The organism is Miniphocaeibacter sp., assembly GCF_049276255.1.
In the GTDB taxonomy this organism is placed as follows: domain Bacteria; phylum Bacillota; class Clostridia; order Tissierellales; family Peptoniphilaceae; genus Miniphocaeibacter.
Map to the genome: position 1 here is coordinate 40,421 of NZ_JBASWB010000056.1, position 24,007 is coordinate 64,427.

At 28.8% G+C, this 24,007-nt stretch carries 25 protein-coding genes; 22 read left to right on the forward strand and 3 right to left on the reverse strand.

What is annotated here, in order from left to right; genetic code table 11:
- Positions 1-52 precede the first annotated feature (52 nt).
- From WAO56_RS07165 to WAO56_RS07220, 12 genes are all read left to right on the forward strand, one after another.
- The gene (locus tag WAO56_RS07165; RefSeq protein ID WP_422142754.1) at positions 53-3,736 is read left to right on the forward strand and encodes a phosphoribosylformylglycinamidine synthase; all 3,684 of its coding nucleotides are present in this window, start codon (positions 53-55) and stop codon (positions 3,734-3,736) included.
- A gap of 9 nt (positions 3,737-3,745) precedes the next feature.
- Positions 3,746-4,225, forward strand: a complete 480-nt coding sequence (gene purE, locus WAO56_RS07170) for a 5-(carboxyamino)imidazole ribonucleotide mutase (RefSeq protein WP_422142755.1) — start codon at positions 3,746-3,748, stop codon at positions 4,223-4,225.
- 7 nt (positions 4,226-4,232) lie between these two features.
- Positions 4,233-5,474 (forward strand): amidophosphoribosyltransferase, encoded by a 1,242-nt coding sequence (locus WAO56_RS07175; RefSeq protein WP_422142756.1) that lies wholly within the window; start codon positions 4,233-4,235, stop codon positions 5,472-5,474.
- Positions 5,475-5,484: 10 nt separating this feature from the next.
- Positions 5,485-6,519, forward strand: coding sequence for a phosphoribosylformylglycinamidine cyclo-ligase (gene purM, locus WAO56_RS07180; RefSeq protein WP_422142757.1), 1,035 nt, complete (start codon positions 5,485-5,487; stop codon positions 6,517-6,519).
- A complete protein-coding gene (gene purN, locus WAO56_RS07185; RefSeq protein ID WP_422142758.1) occupies positions 6,510-7,133 on the forward strand; it encodes a phosphoribosylglycinamide formyltransferase in 624 nt (207 codons plus the stop codon). Before purM ends, purN begins: the two co-directional genes overlap by 10 nt.
- A 1-nt stretch (position 7,134) precedes the next feature.
- A complete protein-coding gene (gene purD, locus WAO56_RS07190; RefSeq protein WP_422142759.1) occupies positions 7,135-8,379 on the forward strand; it encodes a phosphoribosylamine--glycine ligase in 1,245 nt (414 codons plus the stop codon).
- Positions 8,380-8,695: 316 nt separating this feature from the next.
- The gene (locus WAO56_RS07195) at positions 8,696-9,694 is read left to right on the forward strand and encodes a 2-keto-3-deoxygluconate permease (protein WP_422142760.1); all 999 of its coding nucleotides are present in this window, start codon (positions 8,696-8,698) and stop codon (positions 9,692-9,694) included.
- A 26-nt stretch (positions 9,695-9,720) separates the two neighbouring features.
- Entirely contained in the window at positions 9,721-10,020 is a 300-nt protein-coding gene (locus WAO56_RS07200; RefSeq protein ID WP_422142761.1) for a UxaA family hydrolase, read from the forward strand.
- A gap of 10 nt (positions 10,021-10,030) precedes the next feature.
- On the forward strand, positions 10,031-11,200 hold the full coding sequence (locus tag WAO56_RS07205; protein ID WP_422146305.1) for a UxaA family hydrolase: 1,170 nt from the start codon (positions 10,031-10,033) through the stop codon (positions 11,198-11,200).
- 18 nt (positions 11,201-11,218) lie between these two features.
- Complete coding sequence (locus tag WAO56_RS07210) at positions 11,219-12,142, forward strand: dihydrodipicolinate synthase family protein (protein ID WP_422142763.1); 924 nt, start codon at positions 11,219-11,221, stop codon at positions 12,140-12,142.
- A gap of 255 nt (positions 12,143-12,397) precedes the next feature.
- Complete coding sequence (locus tag WAO56_RS07215) at positions 12,398-12,565, forward strand: hypothetical protein (protein WP_422146306.1); 168 nt, start codon at positions 12,398-12,400, stop codon at positions 12,563-12,565.
- A gap of 9 nt (positions 12,566-12,574) precedes the next feature.
- The gene (locus tag WAO56_RS07220; protein WP_422144096.1) at positions 12,575-12,757 is read left to right on the forward strand and encodes a transposase family protein; all 183 of its coding nucleotides are present in this window, start codon (positions 12,575-12,577) and stop codon (positions 12,755-12,757) included.
- A 172-nt stretch (positions 12,758-12,929) separates the two neighbouring features.
- On the opposite strand, the gene WAO56_RS07225 is transcribed toward WAO56_RS07220, so the two are convergent.
- A complete protein-coding gene (locus WAO56_RS07225; RefSeq protein WP_422144067.1) occupies positions 12,930-13,136 on the reverse strand; it encodes a transposase in 207 nt (68 codons plus the stop codon).
- Positions 13,137-13,927: 791 nt separating this feature from the next.
- Here WAO56_RS07225 and WAO56_RS07230 point away from each other — a divergent pair.
- The gene (locus tag WAO56_RS07230) at positions 13,928-14,704 is read left to right on the forward strand and encodes an IclR family transcriptional regulator (protein WP_422144068.1); all 777 of its coding nucleotides are present in this window, start codon (positions 13,928-13,930) and stop codon (positions 14,702-14,704) included.
- 87 nt (positions 14,705-14,791) lie between these two features.
- Here WAO56_RS07230 and WAO56_RS07235 read toward each other — a convergent pair whose 3' ends face one another.
- Positions 14,792-15,598: an alpha/beta hydrolase gene (locus WAO56_RS07235; RefSeq protein ID WP_422144069.1), complete on the reverse strand. Its 807-nt coding sequence runs from the start codon at positions 15,596-15,598 to the stop codon at positions 14,792-14,794.
- 478 nt (positions 15,599-16,076) lie between these two features.
- On the opposite strand from WAO56_RS07235, the gene metG reads away from it, so the two are divergent.
- The 6 genes from metG (at position 16,077) to WAO56_RS07265 (ending at position 21,500) form a co-directional block, all read left to right on the forward strand.
- Positions 16,077-18,026 (forward strand): methionine--tRNA ligase, encoded by a 1,950-nt coding sequence (gene metG, locus WAO56_RS07240; RefSeq protein ID WP_422144070.1) that lies wholly within the window; start codon positions 16,077-16,079, stop codon positions 18,024-18,026.
- A gap of 8 nt (positions 18,027-18,034) precedes the next feature.
- On the forward strand, positions 18,035-18,814 hold the full coding sequence (locus WAO56_RS07245; protein WP_422144097.1) for a TatD family hydrolase: 780 nt from the start codon (positions 18,035-18,037) through the stop codon (positions 18,812-18,814).
- Entirely contained in the window at positions 18,807-19,340 is a 534-nt protein-coding gene (gene rnmV, locus WAO56_RS07250; RefSeq protein WP_422144071.1) for a ribonuclease M5, read from the forward strand. Before WAO56_RS07245 ends, rnmV begins: the two co-directional genes overlap by 8 nt.
- Entirely contained in the window at positions 19,330-20,190 is an 861-nt protein-coding gene (gene rsmA, locus WAO56_RS07255; protein ID WP_422144072.1) for a 16S rRNA (adenine(1518)-N(6)/adenine(1519)-N(6))-dimethyltransferase RsmA, read from the forward strand. The genes rnmV and rsmA overlap by 11 nt, the downstream gene beginning before the upstream one ends.
- Positions 20,191-20,241: 51 nt before the next feature.
- Positions 20,242-20,472, forward strand: coding sequence for a glutaredoxin family protein (locus tag WAO56_RS07260; RefSeq protein WP_422144073.1), 231 nt, complete (start codon positions 20,242-20,244; stop codon positions 20,470-20,472).
- Between the two features lie 101 nt (positions 20,473-20,573).
- On the forward strand, positions 20,574-21,500 hold the full coding sequence (locus WAO56_RS07265; protein ID WP_422144074.1) for a homoserine O-succinyltransferase: 927 nt from the start codon (positions 20,574-20,576) through the stop codon (positions 21,498-21,500).
- A gap of 70 nt (positions 21,501-21,570) precedes the next feature.
- Here the strand turns inward: WAO56_RS07265 and WAO56_RS07270 are convergent, their stop codons facing one another.
- Positions 21,571-21,756, reverse strand: coding sequence for a DUF1858 domain-containing protein (locus WAO56_RS07270; RefSeq protein ID WP_422144075.1), 186 nt, complete (start codon positions 21,754-21,756; stop codon positions 21,571-21,573).
- Positions 21,757-21,869: 113 nt separating this feature from the next.
- Here WAO56_RS07270 and WAO56_RS07275 point away from each other — a divergent pair, with 113 nt between their 5' ends.
- From WAO56_RS07275 to WAO56_RS07285, 3 genes are all read left to right on the forward strand, one after another.
- Complete coding sequence (locus tag WAO56_RS07275) at positions 21,870-22,145, forward strand: iron-sulfur cluster biosynthesis family protein (RefSeq protein WP_422144076.1); 276 nt, start codon at positions 21,870-21,872, stop codon at positions 22,143-22,145.
- A gap of 16 nt (positions 22,146-22,161) precedes the next feature.
- Positions 22,162-23,529 (forward strand): magnesium transporter, encoded by a 1,368-nt coding sequence (gene mgtE, locus WAO56_RS07280; protein ID WP_422144077.1) that lies wholly within the window; start codon positions 22,162-22,164, stop codon positions 23,527-23,529.
- Between the two features lie 122 nt (positions 23,530-23,651).
- The gene (locus WAO56_RS07285; protein ID WP_422144078.1) at positions 23,652-23,891 is read left to right on the forward strand and encodes a Veg family protein; all 240 of its coding nucleotides are present in this window, start codon (positions 23,652-23,654) and stop codon (positions 23,889-23,891) included.
- Positions 23,892-24,007: the final 116 nt, after the last annotated feature.

A 24,007-nucleotide genomic window follows, 5' to 3' on the forward strand; every position in this document is an offset into this window, starting at 1 on the left:
TAGGTTTATTAACTTACCCATCTTGGCTTTCTTAATTATACAAGGAGGAATCATGAATAAGACTATCTTCATTGAAAAAAAGAAAGAATTCAATTCAGAAAATTGTAAATTATACAGGGAGTTTAAAAGTTTTCTTAGTATGGAAAATTTAGAATCTGTTAGGGTTATTAACGCTTTTAATTTTTCCAACTTTACTAAAGAGGAATATGAAAATATAAAAGCTAAATTATTAAAAAATGATAATACCGATATATTTTATGAAAATAAAATTATTTTAGAAGATGATGAAAAAGGATTTAGAGTACAAAGTAAAGACGGACAGTATAATCAAAGAGAAGATATGACAAATGAATATATTAAAAAATTCTTTGGCTATGAAAATATACTTATAAAGCATTCAAAAGTTGTAATTTTAAAAGGGATAAATGATGCTGATTTAGAAAAAATAAAAAGATACTATATTAACAATGTTGATAGTAAAGAAATTCCATTAGATGATTCCTCTATTTTCGTATTTGAAGATTGTGAAGATACTATAGAAATAGTAGATAATTTTATTAATATGGATGAAGAAGAGTTAAAGGAAATAATTTCAAATTTCGCAATGGATTTAGATGATATAAAATTTGTTCAAAATTACTTTAAGAGCGAAAATAGAAATCCTAATATTTGGGAATTAAAAACAATAGATACATACTGGTCAGACCATTGTAGGCATACTACTTTCTTAACTGAAATTAAAAATATCAACTTTAAGGAAGGTAAATATAAGGATACTTTAGAAAAAGTATTTAATGAATATTTAGAATCTAGAAAATTTGCCCATAATAATAGTAAACCTGTTACCTTAATGGATATGGCAACAATTAATATGAAGGAACTTAGAAAACTAGGTTTATTAGATGATATGGAAGTTTCAGACGAAATAAATGCATGTAGTATTGAAGTTAAGGTTGACGTTGAAGGACAAGAGGAAGATTGGTTACTTCTGTTTAAAAATGAAACACATAATCATCCTACAGAAATTGAGCCTTATGGTGGAGCCCATACTTGTATTGGTGGAGGAATAAGAGATCCACTTTCTTCAAGAGCTTTTGTTCATCAAGCAATGAGAATAACAGGAGCTAAAGATCCTAGAACTAAATTGGAAAATACCTTAGAGGGAAAATTACCTCAAAGAAAAATATGTCAGTCTGCCATGGAAGGCTATAGTGACTATGGTAATCAAATAGGATTAGCTGGAGGCTTGGTAAAGGAAATATACCATGATGGTTATGAAGCTAAGAGAATGGAACTAGGAGCCTTAGTTGCAGCTGTACCAAAGAAATGGGTTAGAAGGGAAAATCCAAATCCAACAGACTTAATTGTACTTTTAGGTGCTAGAACTGGTAGAGATGGTTTAGGTGCTGCTGTTGGTTCATCAAATGTACAAGACAAAACCTCTTTAGAAACTGCCGGAGCTGAGGTGCAAAAAGGCAATCCTTTAGCTGAAAGAAATATAATGAGATTGTTTAGAGACGAGAAGGCTACTAGATTAATAAAAAAATGTAATGACTTTGGAGCAGGAGGAGTTGCAGTAGCTATTGGAGAACTAGCAGATGGTTTAGTTATTGACCTAGATTCTGTTCCGTTAAAATACCAGGGCCTACATGGAGGAGAAATAGCTTTATCAGAGTCCCAGGAAAGAATGGCAGTAGTTGTTGAAAAGAATTATATTGATGAATTTTTAGACCTAGCTAAAAAAGAAAATATTGAAGCTACAGTTGTTGCAGAAGTTTTTGAAGAAGCAAGAATGAAAATGATCTGGAGAGGAAAAGAAATAATAAATCTATCTAGAGAATTTTTAAATAGTAATGGTGCTAGAAAACAAGTTGATATAAATATAAATAGTCCAGAGGAAGTAGATTATTTATTTAATAATAATTTAGATGAAAATTTAACTATTGAAGATAATCTTAAAAAATATGTAACTAATATCAAATATGCTTCTCAAAAAGGTTTAATTAAAAACTTCGATAATAGTATAGGAAAAGGAACGGTACTTTCCCAACTAGGAGGAAAAAATAAAATAACGACCCAAGGGGGAATGGTAGCAAAATTTCCAGTACTAAACAAGAATACTGATTCTTGTTCAATTATGACCTATGGTTATGATCCTTATTTAGCAGAAAAAAGTCAATTCCATGGTGGTTATTATGCAGTAATTGAATCCTTAGCTAAAATAGTTGCCTTAGGAGGGGATTATTCAAGGGCTAGATTAAGTTTCCAAGAATTTTTTGAAAGATTAGATAAAAACCCTGATAAATGGAGCAAACCAGTTAGTTCTCTATTGGGAGCCTACAAGGCAATGAAGGATTTAAACATTCCTGCCATAGGTGGAAAAGATAGTATGAGTGGTACTTATGAAGATATTACTGTACCTCCTACCTTGATTTCTTTTGCTGTTACAAAGGAAAATATAAAGAATATAGTTAGTAGGGAATTAAAATCTGAAGAGTCAACTATATTATTAGTGGAAGTTCCTTTAATGGAAAATGGTCTTTTGAATATAGATATATTAAAAGATAAATATAGAAAAATAAAGGAATTTGTAAACAAGGGTTATATACTATCAGCTTCTACTATAGCTTCTGGTGGAATTGGAAAAGCCCTTGTAGAAATGGCAATGGGAAATAATATAGGAGTTGACTTAGATAAAAAAATAGAGGATAGGATATTTAAAAATTTATTTGGGTCTATAATAATTGAAGTTGCCAATAATAATGTGGAAAATTTAGAAAATATTGGTGAAATAATAGGTCAAACTAATAATAGTTCTTTAATTAATATTAATAATGAGAAAATATCAATAGAGCTTTTAAAGGAAGACACCCTTAAGGTTTTAAATGATGTATATCCTATAGAAGAAGCTAAAGATGAAAAAGAAGTAGTAGATTTTAACTATAATACAAATAAATTTGAAAAATCAATAGAAAAAGAGGCAAAAGTATTAATTCCAGTTTTCCCAGGTACAAATGGAGAATATGATTTGGAAAGAAGCTTTATAAAAGCAGGAGCTAAGGTTGAAAAAATAGTATTTAACACCTTAACAAAAGAACTAGTTGAAAAATCCTATATAGAACTTAAAAAGGCAATAGAAAGAAATAATATTTTAGCTTTTGCAAATGGTGCTTTAATGGGTGAGGAATTAGAAAGTAATGGGAAATTAATAGAATTAATTCTTTCAGAGGAAACCATAAAAGAAGCAGTTGAAGAGCTAATAAAAAATAGAAAAGGGTTAGTAATTGGTTTAGGAGCTGGCTTTACGGGTCTTGTAAACTCTGGGTTAATAGAATTTGGAGAAATTAAAAAGGGAAGTACAATAGAAATTGCTAAAAATGAATATGATGGTTTTAATTCGGATTTAGTAGACATTAAGGTTATTTCTAAAAATTCTCCTTGGTTATCTAATATGGAAGTAGGAAGTTTATATACAGCTCCAGTAGCTACTAGACAGGGAAGGGTTTTATTAGGAAAAGCAAAGGAAAAACTAATTGAGAATAATCAAATAGTAACGGCATTTACAGAAAATATATTTAATTCCGACTTATCTGTAGATGGTCTAGTTAGTCCATGTGGTAGGGTAATAGGATTAATAGGATTAGTAGACAGAATAGAGGAAGGGTTATTTATTAATAACAATATAAAAGGATATTCTAAGATTATTGAATCTGGAGTTAATTACTTTAATAAATAGGAGGAAGTAATGAAAGTAGCTGTAATAATGGGAAGTATTTCCGATAAGGAAATTGCAAAAAAGGTAAAAAACAAGTTAGATGAATTAGAAATAGAAAATTCAGTTAATGTTATTTCTGCTCATAGATCTTTAGATGTTTTAATGGATTTTTGTGAAAAAGTTGAGGAAGAAGAAATAGGAGTAATAATAGCAATTGCAGGAATGTCTGCTCACCTAGCTGGGGTTATTGCAGCTATGGTAGATATTCCTGTTATAGGGGTTCCGGTAAAATCAAAATCCTTAGAGGGCTTAGATGCATTATTATCTATTGTACAAATGCCAAAAGGTGTACCAGTTGCTACAGTAGCAATAGATGGGGGAGAAAATGCAGCGATTTTAGCTGGAAAAATCTTAGCATTAAATGATGAAAAAATAATGAATAATATTAGAAATCTAAGAGAAAAAAGTAGAGACGATATTATTAAAATTAATCAAGATTTAGAGATTTAGGTGTATTATGAGTGGAATATTCGGAATTTTCAATAATGAGGATATTGAAGCTATAAGATATTTACAATATGGCCTTTATGGAGTTCAGCATAGAGGACAGGCTGAAGTTGGAATTGCAACTATTGAAAATGAAAGATTAAATTATTTAGTAGGAGAAGGGTTAGTAGGAGAAAATTTTAGTAACAAAGTATTACGAAAATTTAATGGTAATAAGGGTATTGGGTATGTGAAATATGCCTTTAGATTTGAAGAAGAAAATCCAATGCCCTTTGTCTCAAAGAAAAATGGAATATCCTCTTCAATGGTAATAGATGGTAAAATTATTTCTAATATTTCCTATGATGAGCTAAGAGAAAAAATTCAGGGGAGCAAGGAAGAATTAAGAGAATATTTTGCAGGTATTAAAGGAGCTTTTAGTCTTGCGTATATTGACAAGGACAAAATTGTTGCCGTAAGAGATCCTTATGGAGTTAAACCACTTTCTATAGGATTTAATGATACAGGATATGTTATTTCATCTGAAACTTGTGCAATAGACTCAATTGGGTATAAATTATTAAAGGACCTAGAACCTGGAGAAATATTTATAGGTACAGGTTCTGGTCATGAGTTTATAAAATATTCAAATGAAAAGGCTAAACTTTGTTTATTTGAAATGGTCTATATAGCAAGACCCGACAGCTATATTGATGGAGTAAGTGTATATAGGGCAAGGTATAATTCTGGCCAGGCCTTGTACGAGGAAAATAAGACAGAGGCAGATATTGTAGTTGGTGCTCCAGACTCTGGAATAATTGCAGCGTTAGGTTATTCCTATGCTTCAAAAATTCCATATATGGAAGGTATAGTAAAAAACAGGTATATAGGAAGAACATTTATTGAGTCAGACCAAGAAAATAGAGAAAAAAGTGTAAATATTAAACTTAACCCAATAGTTGAAAATGTAAAAGGTAAGGATATTATTTTAGTAGATGATTCTATAGTTAGAGGTACTACTACAAAAAGATTAATTAAGATGTTAAAGGATTCTGGAGCTAGAAAGGTTCACTTAAGAATTGCATCTCCACCTGTAATTAATAAAGATGACTTAAGTATAGATATTCCAAATGAAGAAAATCTTATTAGTCGAGGTAAAAGTTTCAAAGAAGTTGCAAAAGAAATACAGGCAGATTCTCTATATCACTTAAGTTTACAAGGACTTAGAGATTGTTGTGGCAACAAGGGATATTATGAAAAATATTTTGCATAAGGAGAAAATTATGAGTTTAACATATAAAGATTCAGGCGTAGATAAAGAAGCAGGATATAAGGAAATACAATTAATAAAGCCTCTAATTAAAAAAACCTTTAGAGAGGGAGTTATTTCTGACATAGGTGGATTTTCTGGTTTATTTGGAATAAATAAAGACGACTATGAAGAACCGGTATTGGTATCAGGAACAGATGGTGTTGGAACAAAATTAATGTTGGCATTTAAAATGAACCAACATAACACCGTAGGTGAAGATTGTGTTGCCATGTGCGTAAATGATATTCTTTGCCAGGGAGCAGAACCTATTTTTTTCCTAGATTACATATCTACAGGGAAATTAATTCCTGAAAAAATGTATTCAATAGTTGAAGGTGTTTCAAATGGTTGTATAAAAGGTGGTTGTGCCTTAATTGGAGGAGAAACAGCAGAAATGCCGGGGCTATATGAAGAAGATGAATATGATTTAGCTGGTTTTGCTGTTGGTATAGTGGACAAGAATAAAATAATTGATGGCAAAAGAGACATAAAGGAAGGGGACGTTATTTTAGCCCTACCATCTACTGGAGTACATAGTAATGGCTATTCAATAGTAAGGAAAATAATATTTGAAAAAATGAATTATAAGTTGGATATGTATATTGAAGAACTGGGAACAACATTAGGTGAAGAATTATTAAAACCTACTAGAATATATACTAAACCTTTATTAAATTTAGTAAGAAAGTTTAAAATAAATGGAATCTCTCATATAACAGGTGGAGGTTTATATGAAAATATTCCAAGATCATTACCAGAAGGTTTAACAGCAAGGGTTAATACTAAAAATATTGAAAAACATGAAATATTTAATTTGCTACAAAAATGGGGAAATGTAGAAACTAAGGAAATGTATTCAACATTTAATATGGGAGCAGGAATAGTGTTTTTTATAGATAAAGCTATAAAAGATGATGTGTTAAACTACTTAAAGGAATTAGATGAAAAAGTATATGAAATAGGAGAAGTTGTAAAAGGGGAAGAGGGAGTAATTCTATGTCATTAAATATTGCTGTAATGATTTCAGGAAGTGGAAGTAATTTACAGAGTATAATTGATGCTATAGAAAAAAACAGCTTAAAAAGTGAAATTAAAATTGTAATCTCAAATACGAAAAATGCTTATGGTTTAGTAAGAGCGGAAAAACATGGGATAAAATCAAGGTATTTATCTAAAAACAATTACAATTCCCCAAGGGAATATGAAGAAGAATTATTGGAAATTCTTAATAATAAAAAAATAGATTTAATTGTATTAGCAGGATATTTGGGAATAGTACCTGGAGAAATAATTAAGCATTATAAAAACAAAATAATTAATATTCATCCTTCATTAATTCCAAGTTTTTGTGGTAAGGGATTTTATGGATTAACTGTACATGAAAAAGTTTTAGAATACGGAGTAAAAGTAACTGGTGCTACAACTCATTTTGTAGACGAAGGAGTAGATACTGGTCCTATTATTATGCAGGAGCCTTTTAAAATAGAAGATGAAATAACTGCAGAAGAATTACAGAAGGAAGTTTTGAAAATTGAGCATAAAATATTAGTTGAAACATTAGGGCTAATAGAAAACAAAAAACTTGAAATAAATGGAAGAAGGGTACTAATAAGGAGATAGAATGAAGATTTTAGTAATAGGTAATGGTGGAAGAGAACATGCACTTATCTGGAAAATTGCTCAAAGTAAGTTAGTAGATAAGATTTTCTCTGTTACTGGTAATGGTGGAATAAATAAAATTGCAGAAAGTGTTAATTTAACTAACAATTTTGAAATATTGGATTTTGCAAAAAATAACAATATAGACCTAACAATAGTAGGTCCAGAAAATCCTTTATGTGAAGGATTAGTTGATTTATTCGAAGAAAACAAGTTAAAGATTTTTGGGCCAAATAAAAAATCTGCACAATTAGAAGGTAGTAAGGAATTTACAAAGGAATTTTTAATAAGAAATAATATTCCTACTGCAAAATATTTTTCTTATACAGACTATAATAGTGCATTAAAAGGACTAGATGATTTTAAATATCCATTGGTAATTAAGGCTGACGGACTTTGCAAAGGAAAAGGAGTCTTTATTTGTAAGGACAAAGATGAAGCAATAATAAGTTTAAATAAAATATTTTTAGATAAGATTTTTGGTGAAGAAGGAAATAAAATAGTAATTGAAGAATTTCTACAAGGTTTTGAAGCTTCATTAATATGTTTAGTATCAAAAAATAATATAGTTCCCCTAGAACCTGCAAAAGATTATAAGAAAATAGGGGAAGGAGATATAGGGGAAAATACTGGAGGAGTAGGTTGCATATCTCCAAATCCATTACTAGATGAAAATACAGAAAAAGAATTAAACACTATTGCAAAAAAAATTCAGAAATCTTTAGAAAAGGAAGACTTAGCCTATAATGGTATTTTATTTATTGGTTTTATGATTACAGAAGAAGGAGCAAAAGTATTAGAATTTAATGTTAGGTTTGGAGATCCTGAAACAGAAGTAATTCTACCAAGACTTAAATCGGATTTAGTAGATGTTATTTTAAAAACTATGAATAATGAAATATCTGAAGATGATTTACAATGGAGAGAAGAATACTGCTTAACAACAGTTCTTTGTTCTGGAGGATATCCTGACAAATATGAAACTAATAAGGAAATAGTAGGATTAGATAAATTAGACAAGGACATTATAGTATTTCACAATGGAACAAAACTAGAAAAGGAAGTCCTATTAACAAATGGAGGAAGGGTACTTTCTGTAACTACCCTTGCAGACTCCTTAGAGGAAGCAAGAAACATAGTATATGAAAATATTGCTAGAATAGATTTTGATGGAATGTATTATAGGAAGGATATTGGAAAAATATAGTGTAGATAGTTTTGAACAAGTATATTGAGCCTGTGAAATCTTTTTTGTAAACTATAAGAAAATAATTTTTTAAAGTAAAATGTTAGGTAATAAAAGGTGAGTAATCTTTATATCTTAACAAATATTGTTTAAAATGGTTAAACTTTTTAGTTTAACCATTTTTTAGTTAATTTATAAAAAATAGATGATTAATGGATTATCAATGTAAAAATTCATTAAATTTACTTGACAAATAATTAATTATCGGTTATCCTATAATCACTATATACGTATATACAAATTAATACTAATTTACGAACAAGAGGAGGGGATCTTTATGATAATGAAATTTTTGAAAAAAGTACCAGCAGGAATGATGATAGTTCCTATGTTTTTATCAGCTATTGTGAATACGTTTTTTCCAGAAATTTTACAGATTGGATCTTTTACAACAGCTGTATTTACAAATGCAGGAGCAACAGCAATTATGGGGGTTCAACTGGTTTGTATGGGGAGTCAGTTAAGAATAAAAGAGCTAATGGAAGTTGTAAAAAGAGGAGGAGTTTTATTACTTTCTAAATATGCTGTAGGAGCTATAATTGGAGTTGCGGTTGGTAAAGTGTTTGGAATGGCTGGATTTTTAGGATTAACTACGTTGGCAATTATAAGTGCGATTACCAATTCAAATGGATCTTTATACTTGGCTTTAAATGTTACATATGGTGATGAAGTTGATCAGACAGCAATGAGCTTTTTAGCTTTAAATGATGGTCCTTTTTTAACATTATTGACTTTAGGAGCTTCAGGATTGGCAAATGTTCCAATAGTTTCTTTAGTTGCTGTATTAGTACCTATAATTTTTGGTATGATTTTAGGAAACATAGACAAAAGTTTATCAGAGTTTTTAGCGCCAGGAGTATCTCTATTATTACCTTTTGTAGGAATTACATTAGGAGCTGGAATAAATATCACTGATATAATTGCTGGTGGTGGACCTGGAATATTATTAGGTTTAATTACAGTGTTTATAAGTGGACCTATAGTAGTATTGTGCGATAGATTAATAAATAAAAGGCCTGGATATGCTGGATGGGCTGTTTCAACAACTGCTGGTAATGCTATAGCTGTTCCTGCAGTAGTAGCAACGGTTGATAAAACATGGGCACCTTTTGTTGCAACAGCAACAACACAAGTAGCTGCTTCTGTAGTAGTTACAGCAATATTAATACCTATCATTACAAGTTGGTGGGCAAAAAAATATGGTTGTCCTGCACAACCTTTAGAAGGACAAGATTTTAGTAAAAAAGATTGGAGAGCACCAAAAGCAAAACAATAACTTGAGTTTATTTAGGAGGAAATATTATGCAAGAAATTAATGCTGTATTGATTAGTAAAGAAGATAATGTTGTTGTGGCAAGAGAAAAAATCGAAAAAAACAATGATGTAGTTTATATGGATTTAGATGGAAAGATTAATTCTTTTAAGGCGATAAATGATATTAAAATTTATCATAAAATAGCTAGAAATGAAATAAAAAAAGATGCTCATATAGTTAAATATGGGGAACATATAGGAGTTGCATCAGAAGATATACATATTGGTAACCATGTCCACGAACACAATGTTATTGGGGTTAGAGAAAATTTGGATGAATTAGTATAGGAGGGGGAAAATGAGAACTTTTTGGGGATATAAAAGATCTGATGGAAGAATTGGTATTAGAAATCATATATTAATTTTACCATGTAGTGTATGTGCATCTGACACTACAAGAATAATAGCAAGTCAAGTAAAAGATGCAGTAACATTTAATAATCAATTAGGATGTTCACAAGTAGGTATAGATCATGAATATACTATGGATACAATTGCAGGATTTGCTGCTAATCCTAATGTATATGGCATAGTTTTAGTTTCTTTAGGTTGTGAAAATGCACAATTACATTTAGTTAAGGAAGAAATAGAGAAAAGAACAAATAAAACTATAAAAAGTCTAATCATACAAGAAGAAGGTGGAACACTAAAAACTATTGAAAAAGCTGTTAGGTATGCAAAAGAAATGTCTGAGGAAGCCGCTTTACTAAGAAGAGAAGAATTCCCACTATCAGAAATTATATTAGGAACAGAATGTGGAGGGTCAGATCCTACTTCCGGACTATCTTCAAATGTACTTATTGGAGCATTAAGTGATAAAATAGTAGAAGAGGGAGGAACTACTGTTTTAAGTGAAACTACTGAATTTATCGGAGCAGAACATATACTTGCTAGAAGAGCAAAAAATGATGAAGTAAGAGATAGGATATTTGATATAGTGCATAGATATGAAAAGCACATATTATTAAATACTGGGGAGGAAGTTAGAGAAGGTAATCCTTCACCTGGTAATAAAGAGGGAGGATTAACTACTTTAGAAGAGAAATCTTTAGGTTGTATTCATAAAGGGGGAACTACTACTGTTAATGCTGTTTATGATTATTCAAAACAATTAAAGACAAAGGAAGGATTAGTAATTATGGATACTCCAGGAAATGATCCTTCTTCTGTGGCTGGTATGGTAGCTGGGGGGTGTCAAATAGTTGTTTTCTCCACAGGAAGAGGAACACCTACAGGTAATCCAATAGCTCCTGTAATAAAAATTACTGGTAACAGAGAAACATATAAAAAAATGCCGGATAATTTAGATTGGGATTCAAGTCCAACTATTTATGGAGAAAAAACTGTTGATGAATTAGCAAATGAACTATTTGAAGAATTTATAGATTTCTTAAATGGTAAGTTAACGAAAGCTGAATCATTAGGATATATTGAGACAGCTATTCAAAGAGGATGTAATTTTGTATAGATGAATTAGGAGGTTAATTTGGAGAAGTGTAAAATAATTACTCCATCAATTACTGTATTTAATGATGAAGAAAAAATAGATGAATCCGGAAATAAGATAGTTATTGATCATCTAATAAATAATGGAATGGATGGGATTTTAGCTTTAGGAAGTTCTGGTGAATTTACTACACTTTCTATGGAGGAAAAAAAAGAATTTTTTAAATTCTATTATGAATATACAGATAATAGAGTAGAGTTATATGCTGGTACGGGAGATTTAAAATTAGAGAATGCAGTTGAATTATCAAATTATGTTTTAGATTTGGGTTACAAAGCGGCTGTGATAGTTACTCCTTATTATTATGGATTAAACCAAGAAAGAATATATGCTTATTATGATAAACTAGCTAAAAATATTAAGGGGGATATATTCATTTATAACTTTCCGGCTAGAACAGGAAATAGTATAAACAAGGATACTTTAAAGAATCTACTTATTGAGAATAAAAATATTAAAGGATTAAAAGATTCTGTGCTTGATTATTATCATACTACAGCTTTGTTAAGAGAATTGGACTCTGATTTTAAATATTTCGAGTTATATTCAGGTTATGATGATCAATTCTTAATTAATATATTTAATAACGGAGCTGGTTGTATAGCAGCCCTATCAAATATAGTACCGGAAATTTGGAAAGACTGGGTTCGGGCTGCAAATAACAAAGATTTTTCTACACTGAATAATATTCAGTTATGTATTAATAAGTTAATGCCGTTATATGATCTAGATAGTAACTTTTCATTATTATTTAAAGAGTTAATGAAACATAGAGGGTTAGATATTAATACAAAATCAATATTTCCTTTTACGCCATTAGATGAAAAAATTATAAAGGAAGCAAAAGATTTATTGGATTTAGTATTAAAAGAATACAAATCAATTGGTAAACAATGTTTATAATTGTATAAATGAAAGGGCCGTTAAAAAATAGCTCACAATAAAAAATAATATAAAAAATGTGAAGGACCTAGTCAAAAGTAGGTCCTTTAATTTTATTGTTGAATTATAACAAACGAGATATCATGATTCTGTAATTTATGGTGTTGGTGAAGGAAAATGAAAATCTTCTCCAGCACCATTTTATTTAAAAAAAGAGACATAACAACCATTTTCCGATACAATAAATTCACTACAAAATACCAATCGGAGGTCATTATGTCTACAAATAATTATATCTTAGATTTCTTAGGAATTAAAGATAAAAACATTAAATTTATTAAATTCAATAATAACGTAAAGAAGAACAATACAACATACAAGGTTATTGATGCTAAACTTTCTTATGTTGCTAAAGTTTGTACAAGTTGTGGAAATATGGAATAAAATACCATTATTAAATATGGAAACACAACATCAAATATTAAACTTCTTCCATTAAATGGCAATCCTACTATTTTAAGATTGAAGAAGCAAAGATTTTTATGTAAGGAATGTTCTCATACTTTTACAGCAAAAACTAATATTGTAGATGAGAATTGTTTTATTTCAAATAGCGTAAAACTACATATAACTTAAAATCTGACAATGAAAATAAGTCAAAAGGACATTGCTAAGTTAAATTATGTATCTTCAAATACTGTTTTTCGTTCTTTAGAGGCTAATTATAAGGATTTCAAAGTTAATAGATCATATTTACCTGAAACTTTATGTTTTGATGAAGAAAAAATAATAATATTTGCGTTTCAAGCTAAAAAGTTTGAGCCGCTATTTCATTTTCAAAACCTTTAAATTTAAACTTATGAAAACATAGCATAATTCTTAATCTGAAATTATCAAAACTATGATAACCATAAGAAACTATTTTAATTAACTTGATTTTATAGTTATTGCTTTCAATTCTTCCGTTAGTAAAATTATAATTAATAGTATTTTTAATATATTCTGAATATTCCATACCTGTATTTAAAGTAGAATAACCTTATCTGATAAATTATTATTTTCTAAATAATCATTTAAACATTGCTTAAATAAATCAAAGTCTTTAATAGAAACAGATAAATTTATAGATTTAATAAAATCACAACAAGTGGATAGACTACGCTAAATAGGACGGTTTTATATCAAATATTATAGAATTTAAATAATAAAAACAGGGAGTGAATCGTGAGTGGTAAGGGTAAGAAAAAACAGCAAAATAAAAATAATATGGATTATATAAAAATTGGAGAGATAGACTTAATAAAATCAATGATATAATAGATGGTATACATTTTATTTAAGAATATATTACTGGAGAATATTTAAATATAGATAAAATAAACTAACTACTATGTATAAACATATGTAACTTGTATTTTTACTTTGATATATTTGAATTATTTAATAGTTTTTTATTAAATATGAAATTTGGAATTTTAAGGAGTATTAATTTAAATTATATTAAATAGAGATTTAGGTTCTTACTATTATTAAAATTTAGCATTGTATCAAATAAAAATAAAAAACTTTTCAAGTTGAATATGTTAAAAATATTATTGATTCTAATTACATTAGAAAATATAGTGTACTAGATATGCTATTAAGAGAGATTTAATATTGGTTATGAAACATAGTCAATAAAAATATATTAACAATATAAACTAGTATTATTGTATGAAAATTATAGCGAATAGATTTACATTCTTAATTAAGAAGCAAAGATTTGAATTTATAAAATAATTATTGTTGACAGGGGGTATTTTTATAATGAAAGAAACAATTGATTTGCATCAACCTACAATGCGAGTATTGAAAATTTTAGAATGTGTAGATAGAAATCCACAGGGTTTAAGCTTGACGGAGATTTCAAAAACTATTGGAAGTCCTAAAAGTACAATTTATCCTATATTAAATACTTTATTAGAGAATGGATACTTAAAATTAAATAGATTTAATAATTATGTAATAGGTTTGAAGACTTTTCAAATTGGATTATCGTATTCTGCAAATTTAGGTGGAATTGATATTATAAGAAAAGAAATGATAGATATTGTTGACGAATGTAAAGAAATTTGTCAACTTGGCATGTTAGTAGGTGATCAAGTATATTATTTGGAAAAAGTAGAACCGGATCAAGCGATAAAAATTTTATCCTATACAGGTAAATATATGCCTGCATATTGTACAGGTTTAGGTAAAGCTCTACTATCTTTTTTAGATAATAAGGAAATTGAAAAAATGTATGATGGTTTTAAATTTGAAAAATTTACAGAAAAAACTATAACGAATATTAAAGAATTGTTAAAAGAAGTTGAAAATGTGAGAAAAATAGGATTTGCATATGATAATCAGGAAGCGATGTTACACGCTTCTTGTATTGCAGTTCCAATAAATATGAATACAGGTTATAAATTAGCATTAAGTGTTACTTATCCAATATTTAGAGGGACAGAAGAAAAAATAAATAGCATTAAAACCAATTTAAAATCAAAAGCAAAATTAATAGAAGAAATATCTAAAATTCATAAAATTGAAATATCTTAAAAGTTGCATAGCATAAAACTTAGGGCTAAAATTAATGTTTCAGCCCCGAGTTTATAGTAGTATTATAAAGCTATTTATTAATAAATATTATATTCTTTCATTTATCCATTCTATAATTTCAGCTATAATTTTATCCTTAACTGGTTCATTTAATATTTCATGATAAAGCTTCGAATAAATAATTAATCCCTTGTCTTTGGAAGCTATTTCTCCAAAAAGATCTCTGGAATCTTTTTCTGAGACAAGTCCATCATCTGCACCATGTAATATTAATACAGGAGCTATAAATCTGTCGGCGTTCTTCTTTAAATAATGAACTCCTAAGGTAATTTCTTTTACTAATTTTGCAGAGATCATATTTTTTACCAAAGGGTCAGCTATGTATTTTTCTACTACATTTTTGTCAGAACAAACTCCATCACCTAAGGCATTTTTAAAATAGAACTCATCATCTGCATCCATTAGTTTGTCTGGAAATAATTTAGTATTAAATCTAGTTAATGCACCGGATAAAATAATTCCCTTTGCTTTTCGTGGATATATTGTTCCAAATAAAGTTGCTGTTTCCCCTCCCATACTATGACCTAAAACAAAAATTGGAAGGCCAGGATTTTCTTCCTCGGCTATTTTAAAGATAAAATTTGCATCACTTGGCATATCCTTATAGTCATTAAAATAAACATCTTTTCCTTTAGATTTTCCATGACCTCTTTGATCATATCGATAAACGGAAAAGTTATTTTCATTTAGTTTCTCAGTTACATAGTCGTATCTGTTTAAATGTTCACATAATCCATGGCAAATTAAAACTACTGCTTTAGGATTATCTACCTTGTCAGTTCTCATTCTAAGTTCTGTTCCATCAAAGGAAGGAACTAATTTTTCTTCGTACATTTAACCATCTCCTTTTAACAATTTTATCATAATATATAGTAGCTTTGTTTAAAATTATATATAAATCTAAAATAGTAATAGAAAGGTATAAATATATTTTTATAAAAATATAACTAACTTGACTAAATTGCTAATTTAAGGTAAAATAAGGCGTAATTGAATAGGACTGTGATTGGAAGAGATCTTAATACTGAGATAAGAGAGTTGCTGTTTGGTGAAAAGCAAAGGATGTATTTAGTGAAAATGGCCCATGAGTCTAAGTTAATGAGGACTTATTTTATAAGTTGAATTAGAGTGGTACCACGAATATTACCTTCGTCTCTATTGGAGATGAAGGTTTTTTTATGATTGAAATGGAAAATCTATTTTCGATAAGTTAACTGCTTACTAAGAGAATTTGGGAATTTATGGACTTATATTAGTAAATTAAGAATTAAAGATTTTAGACAATTATATATTTATTTAAGGAGATGATATTATGAGCAATAAAAAAGCTTATTATTTAACAACGCCTATTTATTATCCAAGTGATAATTTACATTTAGGTCATACCTATACAACTATTATTGCCGATACTTTAAAAAAAATAAGACAAATTCAAGGTTATGATGTTTTTTTTACAACAGGTACAGATGAACATGGTCAAAAGCTTCTGGAGAAGGCTAAGGAAGCGGGAAAAGAGCCTTTAGAATATATAGACCCAATAGTTGAAAGTGCAAAAGAGTTATGGAAAAAATTGGATATTAATTATGATGCTTTTGTTCGTTCTACTGATCCTCAACATGAAAAAAACGTACAGGCAATTTTTCAAAAACTCTATGATAAAGGTGATATTTACAAATCCGTATATAAGGGAAACTACTGTGTACCAGACGAAGCCTTTTGGACAGATGCACAATTAGTAGATGGTAAGTGTCCAGATTGTGGAAGACCGGTACAGTATCACGAAGAGGAATCCTATTTCTTTAAATTATCTAAATATCAAGATAAATTAATAAAACTATATGAGGATAATCCTAATTTCCTTTTACCTGAATCTAGAAGAAATGAAATGTTAAATAATTTTCTTAAAAAGGGATTAGATGATTTATCAGTTACTAGAAATAGTTTTGACTGGGGAGTAAAGGTGCCTTTTGATGATAATCATATTATATATGTTTGGATTGACGCTCTTTCATGTTATTTAACTGGTATTGGTTACGGTGTAGATGAAGAAAAATTCAATAAATATTGGCCAGCTGATGTTCACTTAGTAGGAAAGGAAATTGTAAGATTCCATGCTATTATTTGGCCGGCATTGTTAATGGCCTTGGATTTAGAAGTACCAAAAGAAATTTTTGCTCATGGTTGGATTTTATTTGATGAGGATAAAATGAGTAAATCTAAAGGGAATATTGTTTATCCTGAACCAATTATAGAACTATATGGTGCTGATGCTTTAAAATATTTTATTTTAAGGGAATTTGTTTTTGGCAATGATGGAAATTATACAAATGAAAAATTCTTACAAAGAATAAATTCAGACTTAACTAATGATTTAGGCAACCTAGTTTCTAGAAGTGTTACTATGGTTGAAAAGTACTTTAATGGAGAAATTAAGGAACCGGTAGAAAAGGAAGAAGTAGACAAGGAGTTAATAGAACTTGCAGAAGGAACTATTAAGGAAGTTGAAAAACATATAGATGAATTAAGTTTTAACAATGCTTTAGAAAGTATATGGAAATTAATAAGAAGAACTAATAAATATATAGATGAAACTGAACCTTGGGTTTTAGGAAAAGAGAAAAATTATAATAGACTTTCTACTGTTTTATATAACTTAGTAGATAGCTTAAGAATTGTAAATATTTTAATTAGTCCTTTTATTACAGATACTGCTAAAAAAATTCAAGTACAAATCGGTTTAGAAGAATTAAATTGGGATGATGCTAGAAAGTTTGGACTTACAAAGGTTGGAACTATTGTTAAGAAAACAGAAAATTTATTTCCAAGATTAGATATTAAAAAAGAGCTTGTAAAACTTGAAGAAGTAAATAATAAATTAATAGAGGAAAGAAAAAAGGAAAAGGGAATGGATATAGAACAAGAAGAAATTAAAGAAGAAGAATTAATTACTATAGATGATTTTGATAAGGTAAAGTTAAAGGTTGGAGAAATTATAGAAGCGGAAAATCATCCTAAAGCCGATAAATTATTGGTTTTTAAAATTAAAATTGGAGATGAAGTTAGGCAAATTGTTTCCGGAATTAAAAAATGGTACTCTGCTGACGACTTAATAGGTAAAAAGGTTATAGTTTGTACTAATTTAAAACCTGTTAAGCTAAGAGGTGTTGAATCTAACGGTATGATTTTAGCAGCAGATAAAGGGGAGGATTTAACCTTACTTTCAACTTTATCTGATATTGAAAGTGGAGCTGATGTTTCCTAATGAAATTTATGATAGATAGCCATGCACATTTAGATGATAGAAAATTTAATTACGATAGGGATTTAATTATTAAGGATCTATATAATAATTATGTGGCCTATTATATTAACCCAGCTTCAGATATGGAGTCTAGTAAAAATACTTTGGAATTATCCTCTAAATATGATTTTATATTTTCAGCTATAGGAGTGCATCCCCATGAGGCTGAAAGCTTTACAGATGAAAATTTAGAAGAATTAAGACAAATGGCAAAAAATGAAAAAGTTGTAGCTATTGGTGAAATAGGTTTGGATTATTATTATGACAATAGTCCTAGGGAAATTCAAAGGGAAGTCTTTAGAAAGCAAATGAATTTAGCAAAAGAATTAGGTTTGCCGGTTATTATACATTCAAGGGATGCCTATGGTGAAACCTTTGATATATTAAATGAATTTAAAGGTGAAGTTATAGGGGTAATGCATTGTTACTCTGGTTCTATTGAAATGGCAAAGAGGTATATGAGTTTAGGATATTATATTTCCTTTGCCGGTCCAGTAACCTTTAAGAATGCAAAAAATGTTAAAGACACAGCAAAGCAAATACCTTTAGATAGACTATTAATTGAAACGGATTCTCCTTATTTAACTCCAACACCAAATAGGGGAAAAAGAAATGAACCTAAGTATGTGAAATACGTTGCTGAAACAATTGCACAGCTAAGAAATTTAGAAACTGATGAGATTATTGAAGCAAGTAGAGAAAATACTATAAAACTATTTAATTTAAAGGGAATTAAATTTGATGATTAAAGAAATTATAGTTGTTGAAGGAAGAGATGATGTAACTGCTGTAAAAAGAGCTTGCGATTGTGAGATTATTATTACAGGTGGTTACCATTTTCCTAAGGATTTGTTTAAAAGATTACAAAAGGCTCAAAAGGAAAAGGGCTTAATTGTTTTAACAGATCCTGATTATGCAGGGGAACGAATTAGAAAAATTATTAATAGGAATATAAAGGGTGTTAAAAATGCCTATATTAAACAGGATAAAACCATAAAAAATGGAGATATAGGTATAGAAAATGCCAAACCAGAGGACATTTTAAATGCTTTAAAAAATGCAAAAGCAAATTTTGAAGACACGAGAGAAGAATTTACTTTTGAAGATATGGTTTATTATGAACTTACTGGTGAAGGATCGAAAAAGAGAAGGGAAATTGTAGGTAATTCACTTTCAATAGGCTATGGAAATTCTAAACAGTTCTTGAAAAGATTAAATAAATACAATATTTCAAGAAGGGAATTAGAGGAGGCTTTATTAAAAATTGAAAGATAATAGACTATATCAACCAAGTTATTTAAAAGAAATTTTAAATAAGTTTGAATTTACTTTTTCTAAAGCTTTGGGCCAAAATTTTCTAATAGATGGAAATATTATAAGAAAAATAGTAAAGGAATCAAATATTTCGAAAGATGATACAGTCTTAGAAATAGGACCTGGTTTTGGAACCTTAACAGAGGAATTAGCGTTAAATGCTAAAAAGGTTATAGCTGTAGAGAAGGATAGTCGTTTAATGGAAGTTTTAGAATTTACATTAAGGGACTTTAACAATATAAAAATAATTAATAATGATATTTTAAAAGAAAATATAAAAAACATAAAGGAAGAATTTTCTCCCGATAGAAAATTAAAAGTTGTAGCTAATTTACCGTACTATATTACAACTCCGATTATTGAATATTTAATTGAAAATAAGGAGTATATAGATTCTATTACAGTAATGGTACAGGAAGAGGTTGCAAGAAGAATAGTTGCTACTAAAGACAATAAGGATTATGGAAGCCTTTCGCTATATATTGATTATAATTCTGATGCAAGTATTATAGCCAAAGCTCCAAAAAATATTTTTATGCCAAGTCCTAAAGTAGATAGTGCCGTTGTGATTTTAAAATTAAAAAATAAGGAGTTTAACGTAGATGAAAATCTTTTGTTTGAGCTAATACATTCAGGATTTACTAAAAGACGAAAAAATATTTTAAATTCCTTAACAACTGGATTTGCTAATATCGAAAAGGAAAGGCTAAAACAAGTATTAGAAGAATTAAATATCAGTTCTAATTTAAGGGCAGAGAATTTATCTTTAAATGATTATATAAATATTGCCAATAAAATTAAATATGATTAAAACAAAAAGTTCAGGGTATTAATAAATCGTAGAGAAAGGAGAGATTTATTAATGGCGAATGTAGTAGTTTATTCAAGCGATACTTGTCCATATTGTGTGGCAGCTAAACAATTCTTAGAAAACAATAATGTAGAGTTTACTGAAAAAAATATTTCAAAGGATTCTAGTGCAAGAACTGAATTAATGAAAATGGGACATATGGGAGTTCCAGTAATTTTAGTAGACGAACAAGAAATTGTTGGTTTCGATGAACCAAAGTTAAGAAATTTACTTGGATTATAATATAAATTTTCAATTAGGGAGATTATACAATTGTATAATCTCCTTATTTTATTTATATAATTAAGAATACAAGTTTAAATAGACAAGGATGGAGGTAGTAAATGCCGATTATTATACCTAAAGATCTACCGGCTAGTGATATTTTAAAAGAAGAGCGTATATTCGTCATGGATGAAGAAAGAGCTAGAAGGCAAGATATTAGACCTTTAGAGATGGCTATAATAAATCTTATGCCTACTAAAGTTGAAACTGAAACTCAGTTATTAAGAAGAATCTCAAATACTGCTTTACAAGTTAAGGTTGATTTAGTTAGAACCATGACCTATGAAAGTAAAAATACTAGCAAGGATCATTTAGAAAAATTTTACATTACACTAGATGAAATAAAAAACAAGAAATATGATGCTATGATAATTACAGGAGCACCTGTTGAATTAATAGATTTTGAAGAGGTTGACTATTGGGAAGAATTACAGGATATAATGGAATTTGCCAGAAAAAATGTTTTTTCAACACTGTTTATTTGTTGGGCATCACAGGCTGCCTTATACCATTATTATGGAATTCAAAAATATGAAATGAAGGAAAAGCTATTTGGGGTTTATGAAGTAAATTTACAGGAAAAATCTGTTTTAACAAGTGGTTTTGACGAGTCTTTTTTTGCTCCACATTCCAGATATACTTTTACACGAATTGATGATATGAAAAAAATTGATGATATAAAAATATTGGCTTCCTCCGATAAGGTTGGAATGCATATGGCATCGACAAGGGATAATCGATTTATATTTATAAGTGGTCATGGAGAATATGACACCTATACATTAGATAGGGAATATAGAAGGGATATAGCAAAGGGACTTAATATAAAAATACCGGAAAATTATTATAAGGATGATGATCCTGAAAAGGGAGTTTCAGTAAAATGGAAGGCGCATAGTAATCTGTTTTTCTCAAATTGGTTAAATTATTGTGTATATCAAGAAACTCCTTATGATATAGAAAAAATAGAAGAAAAGAAATTATAAAAATCATAAATAAAAAAACACCTAGTAAAATAGGTGTATATATGTAGAGGCACAATTATGTGCCTTTTAATTATGCATTTAATTCTGAAAGTAGTTTTTCAATGTCTAAGCCATGAACCATTGCAGCTTCTTCTAAACTTTCCATTTGACTACCTGGACATCCGATACATGACATTCCATTTTGTAAAAGAACTTCAATTGCATCTGGGTAAGTTCTAATAATGTCACCTATTAACATATCTTTAGTGATTTCCATAATTTTCCTCCTTAATCCTTATATCTATATAATATCTGTATTTAAAATAAAAATCAATATTAAAGATTAATAAATAATTAAAAAGGTATATAAGTATTTAAGGAGGAGATTAAATGAAAATAAATATAACAGATATAGCTAAAGAAAATCTAGATAAAGTTTTAGAGGCTTCAGGTAAGGAATATTTTAAATTAGTTCCAGGAAGTCGTTCCTGCTGTGATATAATTTTTACTTTAGTAGCATCAGATAAATCTGAAAAAGATAAGGTATTTGAAAATGGTAGTTATAAATTTTTAATTGAGGAAGATTTAGATGGTATTTACGATAAAATAGATGTAGACTATATAACAGAAGGCTTTACAAAAGGATTTAGTATAGTAGCAAAATAAATTGGTGGTGTGGGATATGCAGACTAGTTATACAAAACAAAAAGATATTCATTTTTTAGATTTAAGAGAAAATCTAGAAAATAAAGAATATAGAAATTTAAAAAATAACTTAGCAAAATATAATCCCATAGATATTAAAGATTTTATTGAAGAATTAGATCCAATAGATACAGTTTTAGTTTTTAGACTTTTAAGTAAAAATGATGCAATAGAAGTATTTTCATCTTTAGAAAATGAAGAACAAATAAGATTGATACAGGCGTTTACCGATACTGAATTAGACTATATCCTCAATGAATTAAATATTGACGATATGGTCGATATGGTTGAGGAAATGCCTGCTTCTATTGTGAAAAAGATTATAGAACATACAGACAGCAGTAAAAGAAAACTAATTAATGAGTTTTTACAATATCCTGAATCAAGTGCCGGAAGCTTAATGACAATAGAATATGTTGAGCTAAAAAAATATATGACGGTAAAACAAGCACTACAAAGAATAAAGGCTACAGGTATAAATAAAGTAACGGTATATACTTGCTATGTAACAGATGCTTCAAAAAGGTTAATAGGATTTGTTTCCTTAAGAGATATTGTAACTAGTGAAGAAGATGTTTTAATTGGTGATTTATTACATGAAAAAGTTGTTTTCGTTCATACCCATGACGACCAAGAACAGGTAGCAGAGGTCTTTAGAAAATATGGTTTTGTAGTTTTACCTGTAGTAGATAATGAAAATCGTATGACAGGAATAATTACAGTTGATGATATTTTAGATGTAATGGAAAGAGAAGCAACAGAAGATTTTCAAAAAATGGCTGCAATGACGCCAGATGATGAAAGTTACATAGATTCTTCTGTATGGTACTTAGCCAAGAGAAGAATCAATTGGTTACTTATATTAATGATTTCTTCAGCTTTTACAAGTGCTATTATCGGTCACTACAACTATCTTCTAATTGCCTATACGTCCTTATATAATTTTTCCCCTATGATTATGGGAGCAGGAGGAAATTCTGGAAACCAATCTTCAACTACTATTATTCGTGGACTAGCTACTGGGGATATAAAAATTGCTGATTGGTTTAAAGTAATGTTTAAAGAACTAAGAATTGCAATAATAGTTGGAGGAATTTTAGGTATAGTTAATTTTGCCAAAAACATCATATACGATAGATTGAACATAGCTTATTCATTAGTAATTTCAATTTCTTTAATATTTACAGTCTGCTTTGCTAAATTTGTTGGAGGACTTTTACCAATTCTTGCTAAAAAATTAAACATAGATCCAGCTATTATGGCAGGGCCAGTTATTAGTACCCTTGTCGATTCTGTAAGTCTTTTAATATATTTTAATGTTATAGGCATAATTTTGCCAATTTAACAAAAAACTATTGACATTATTTGATAATAATCGTATAATAATTTGTTAGCTTGACGAAGTTTACATATTATGGTATATTATGTACAGTGGTCCAAATATTTTCGTCAAGGAGGGGTATTATATTGTCCGGTTCAATAAATCTAGAATATTTGAAAAACCAAGTTCAAAAAAATATTGGAAAAAAAGTAGTTGTAAAGGCTGATAAGGGGAGAAATAAGATTATTACTAAAACAGGAATAATTGAAAATGTATTTCCCAGTTTATTTACAATAAAGGTTGTTAATGAATTTGATCAGGAAAGGACAGTTTCCTACACTTATACAGATTTATTAACATCAACTGTAGAATTACAGATATGTTAAATGAAACAAACGACGTAAGTCGTTTTTTTTATTGTGAAAATAATTATGATTGTTGTAAGATAGATATATAAGACTACTATGATATAATTAATTAGCAATAGAAATTGGAGATAATA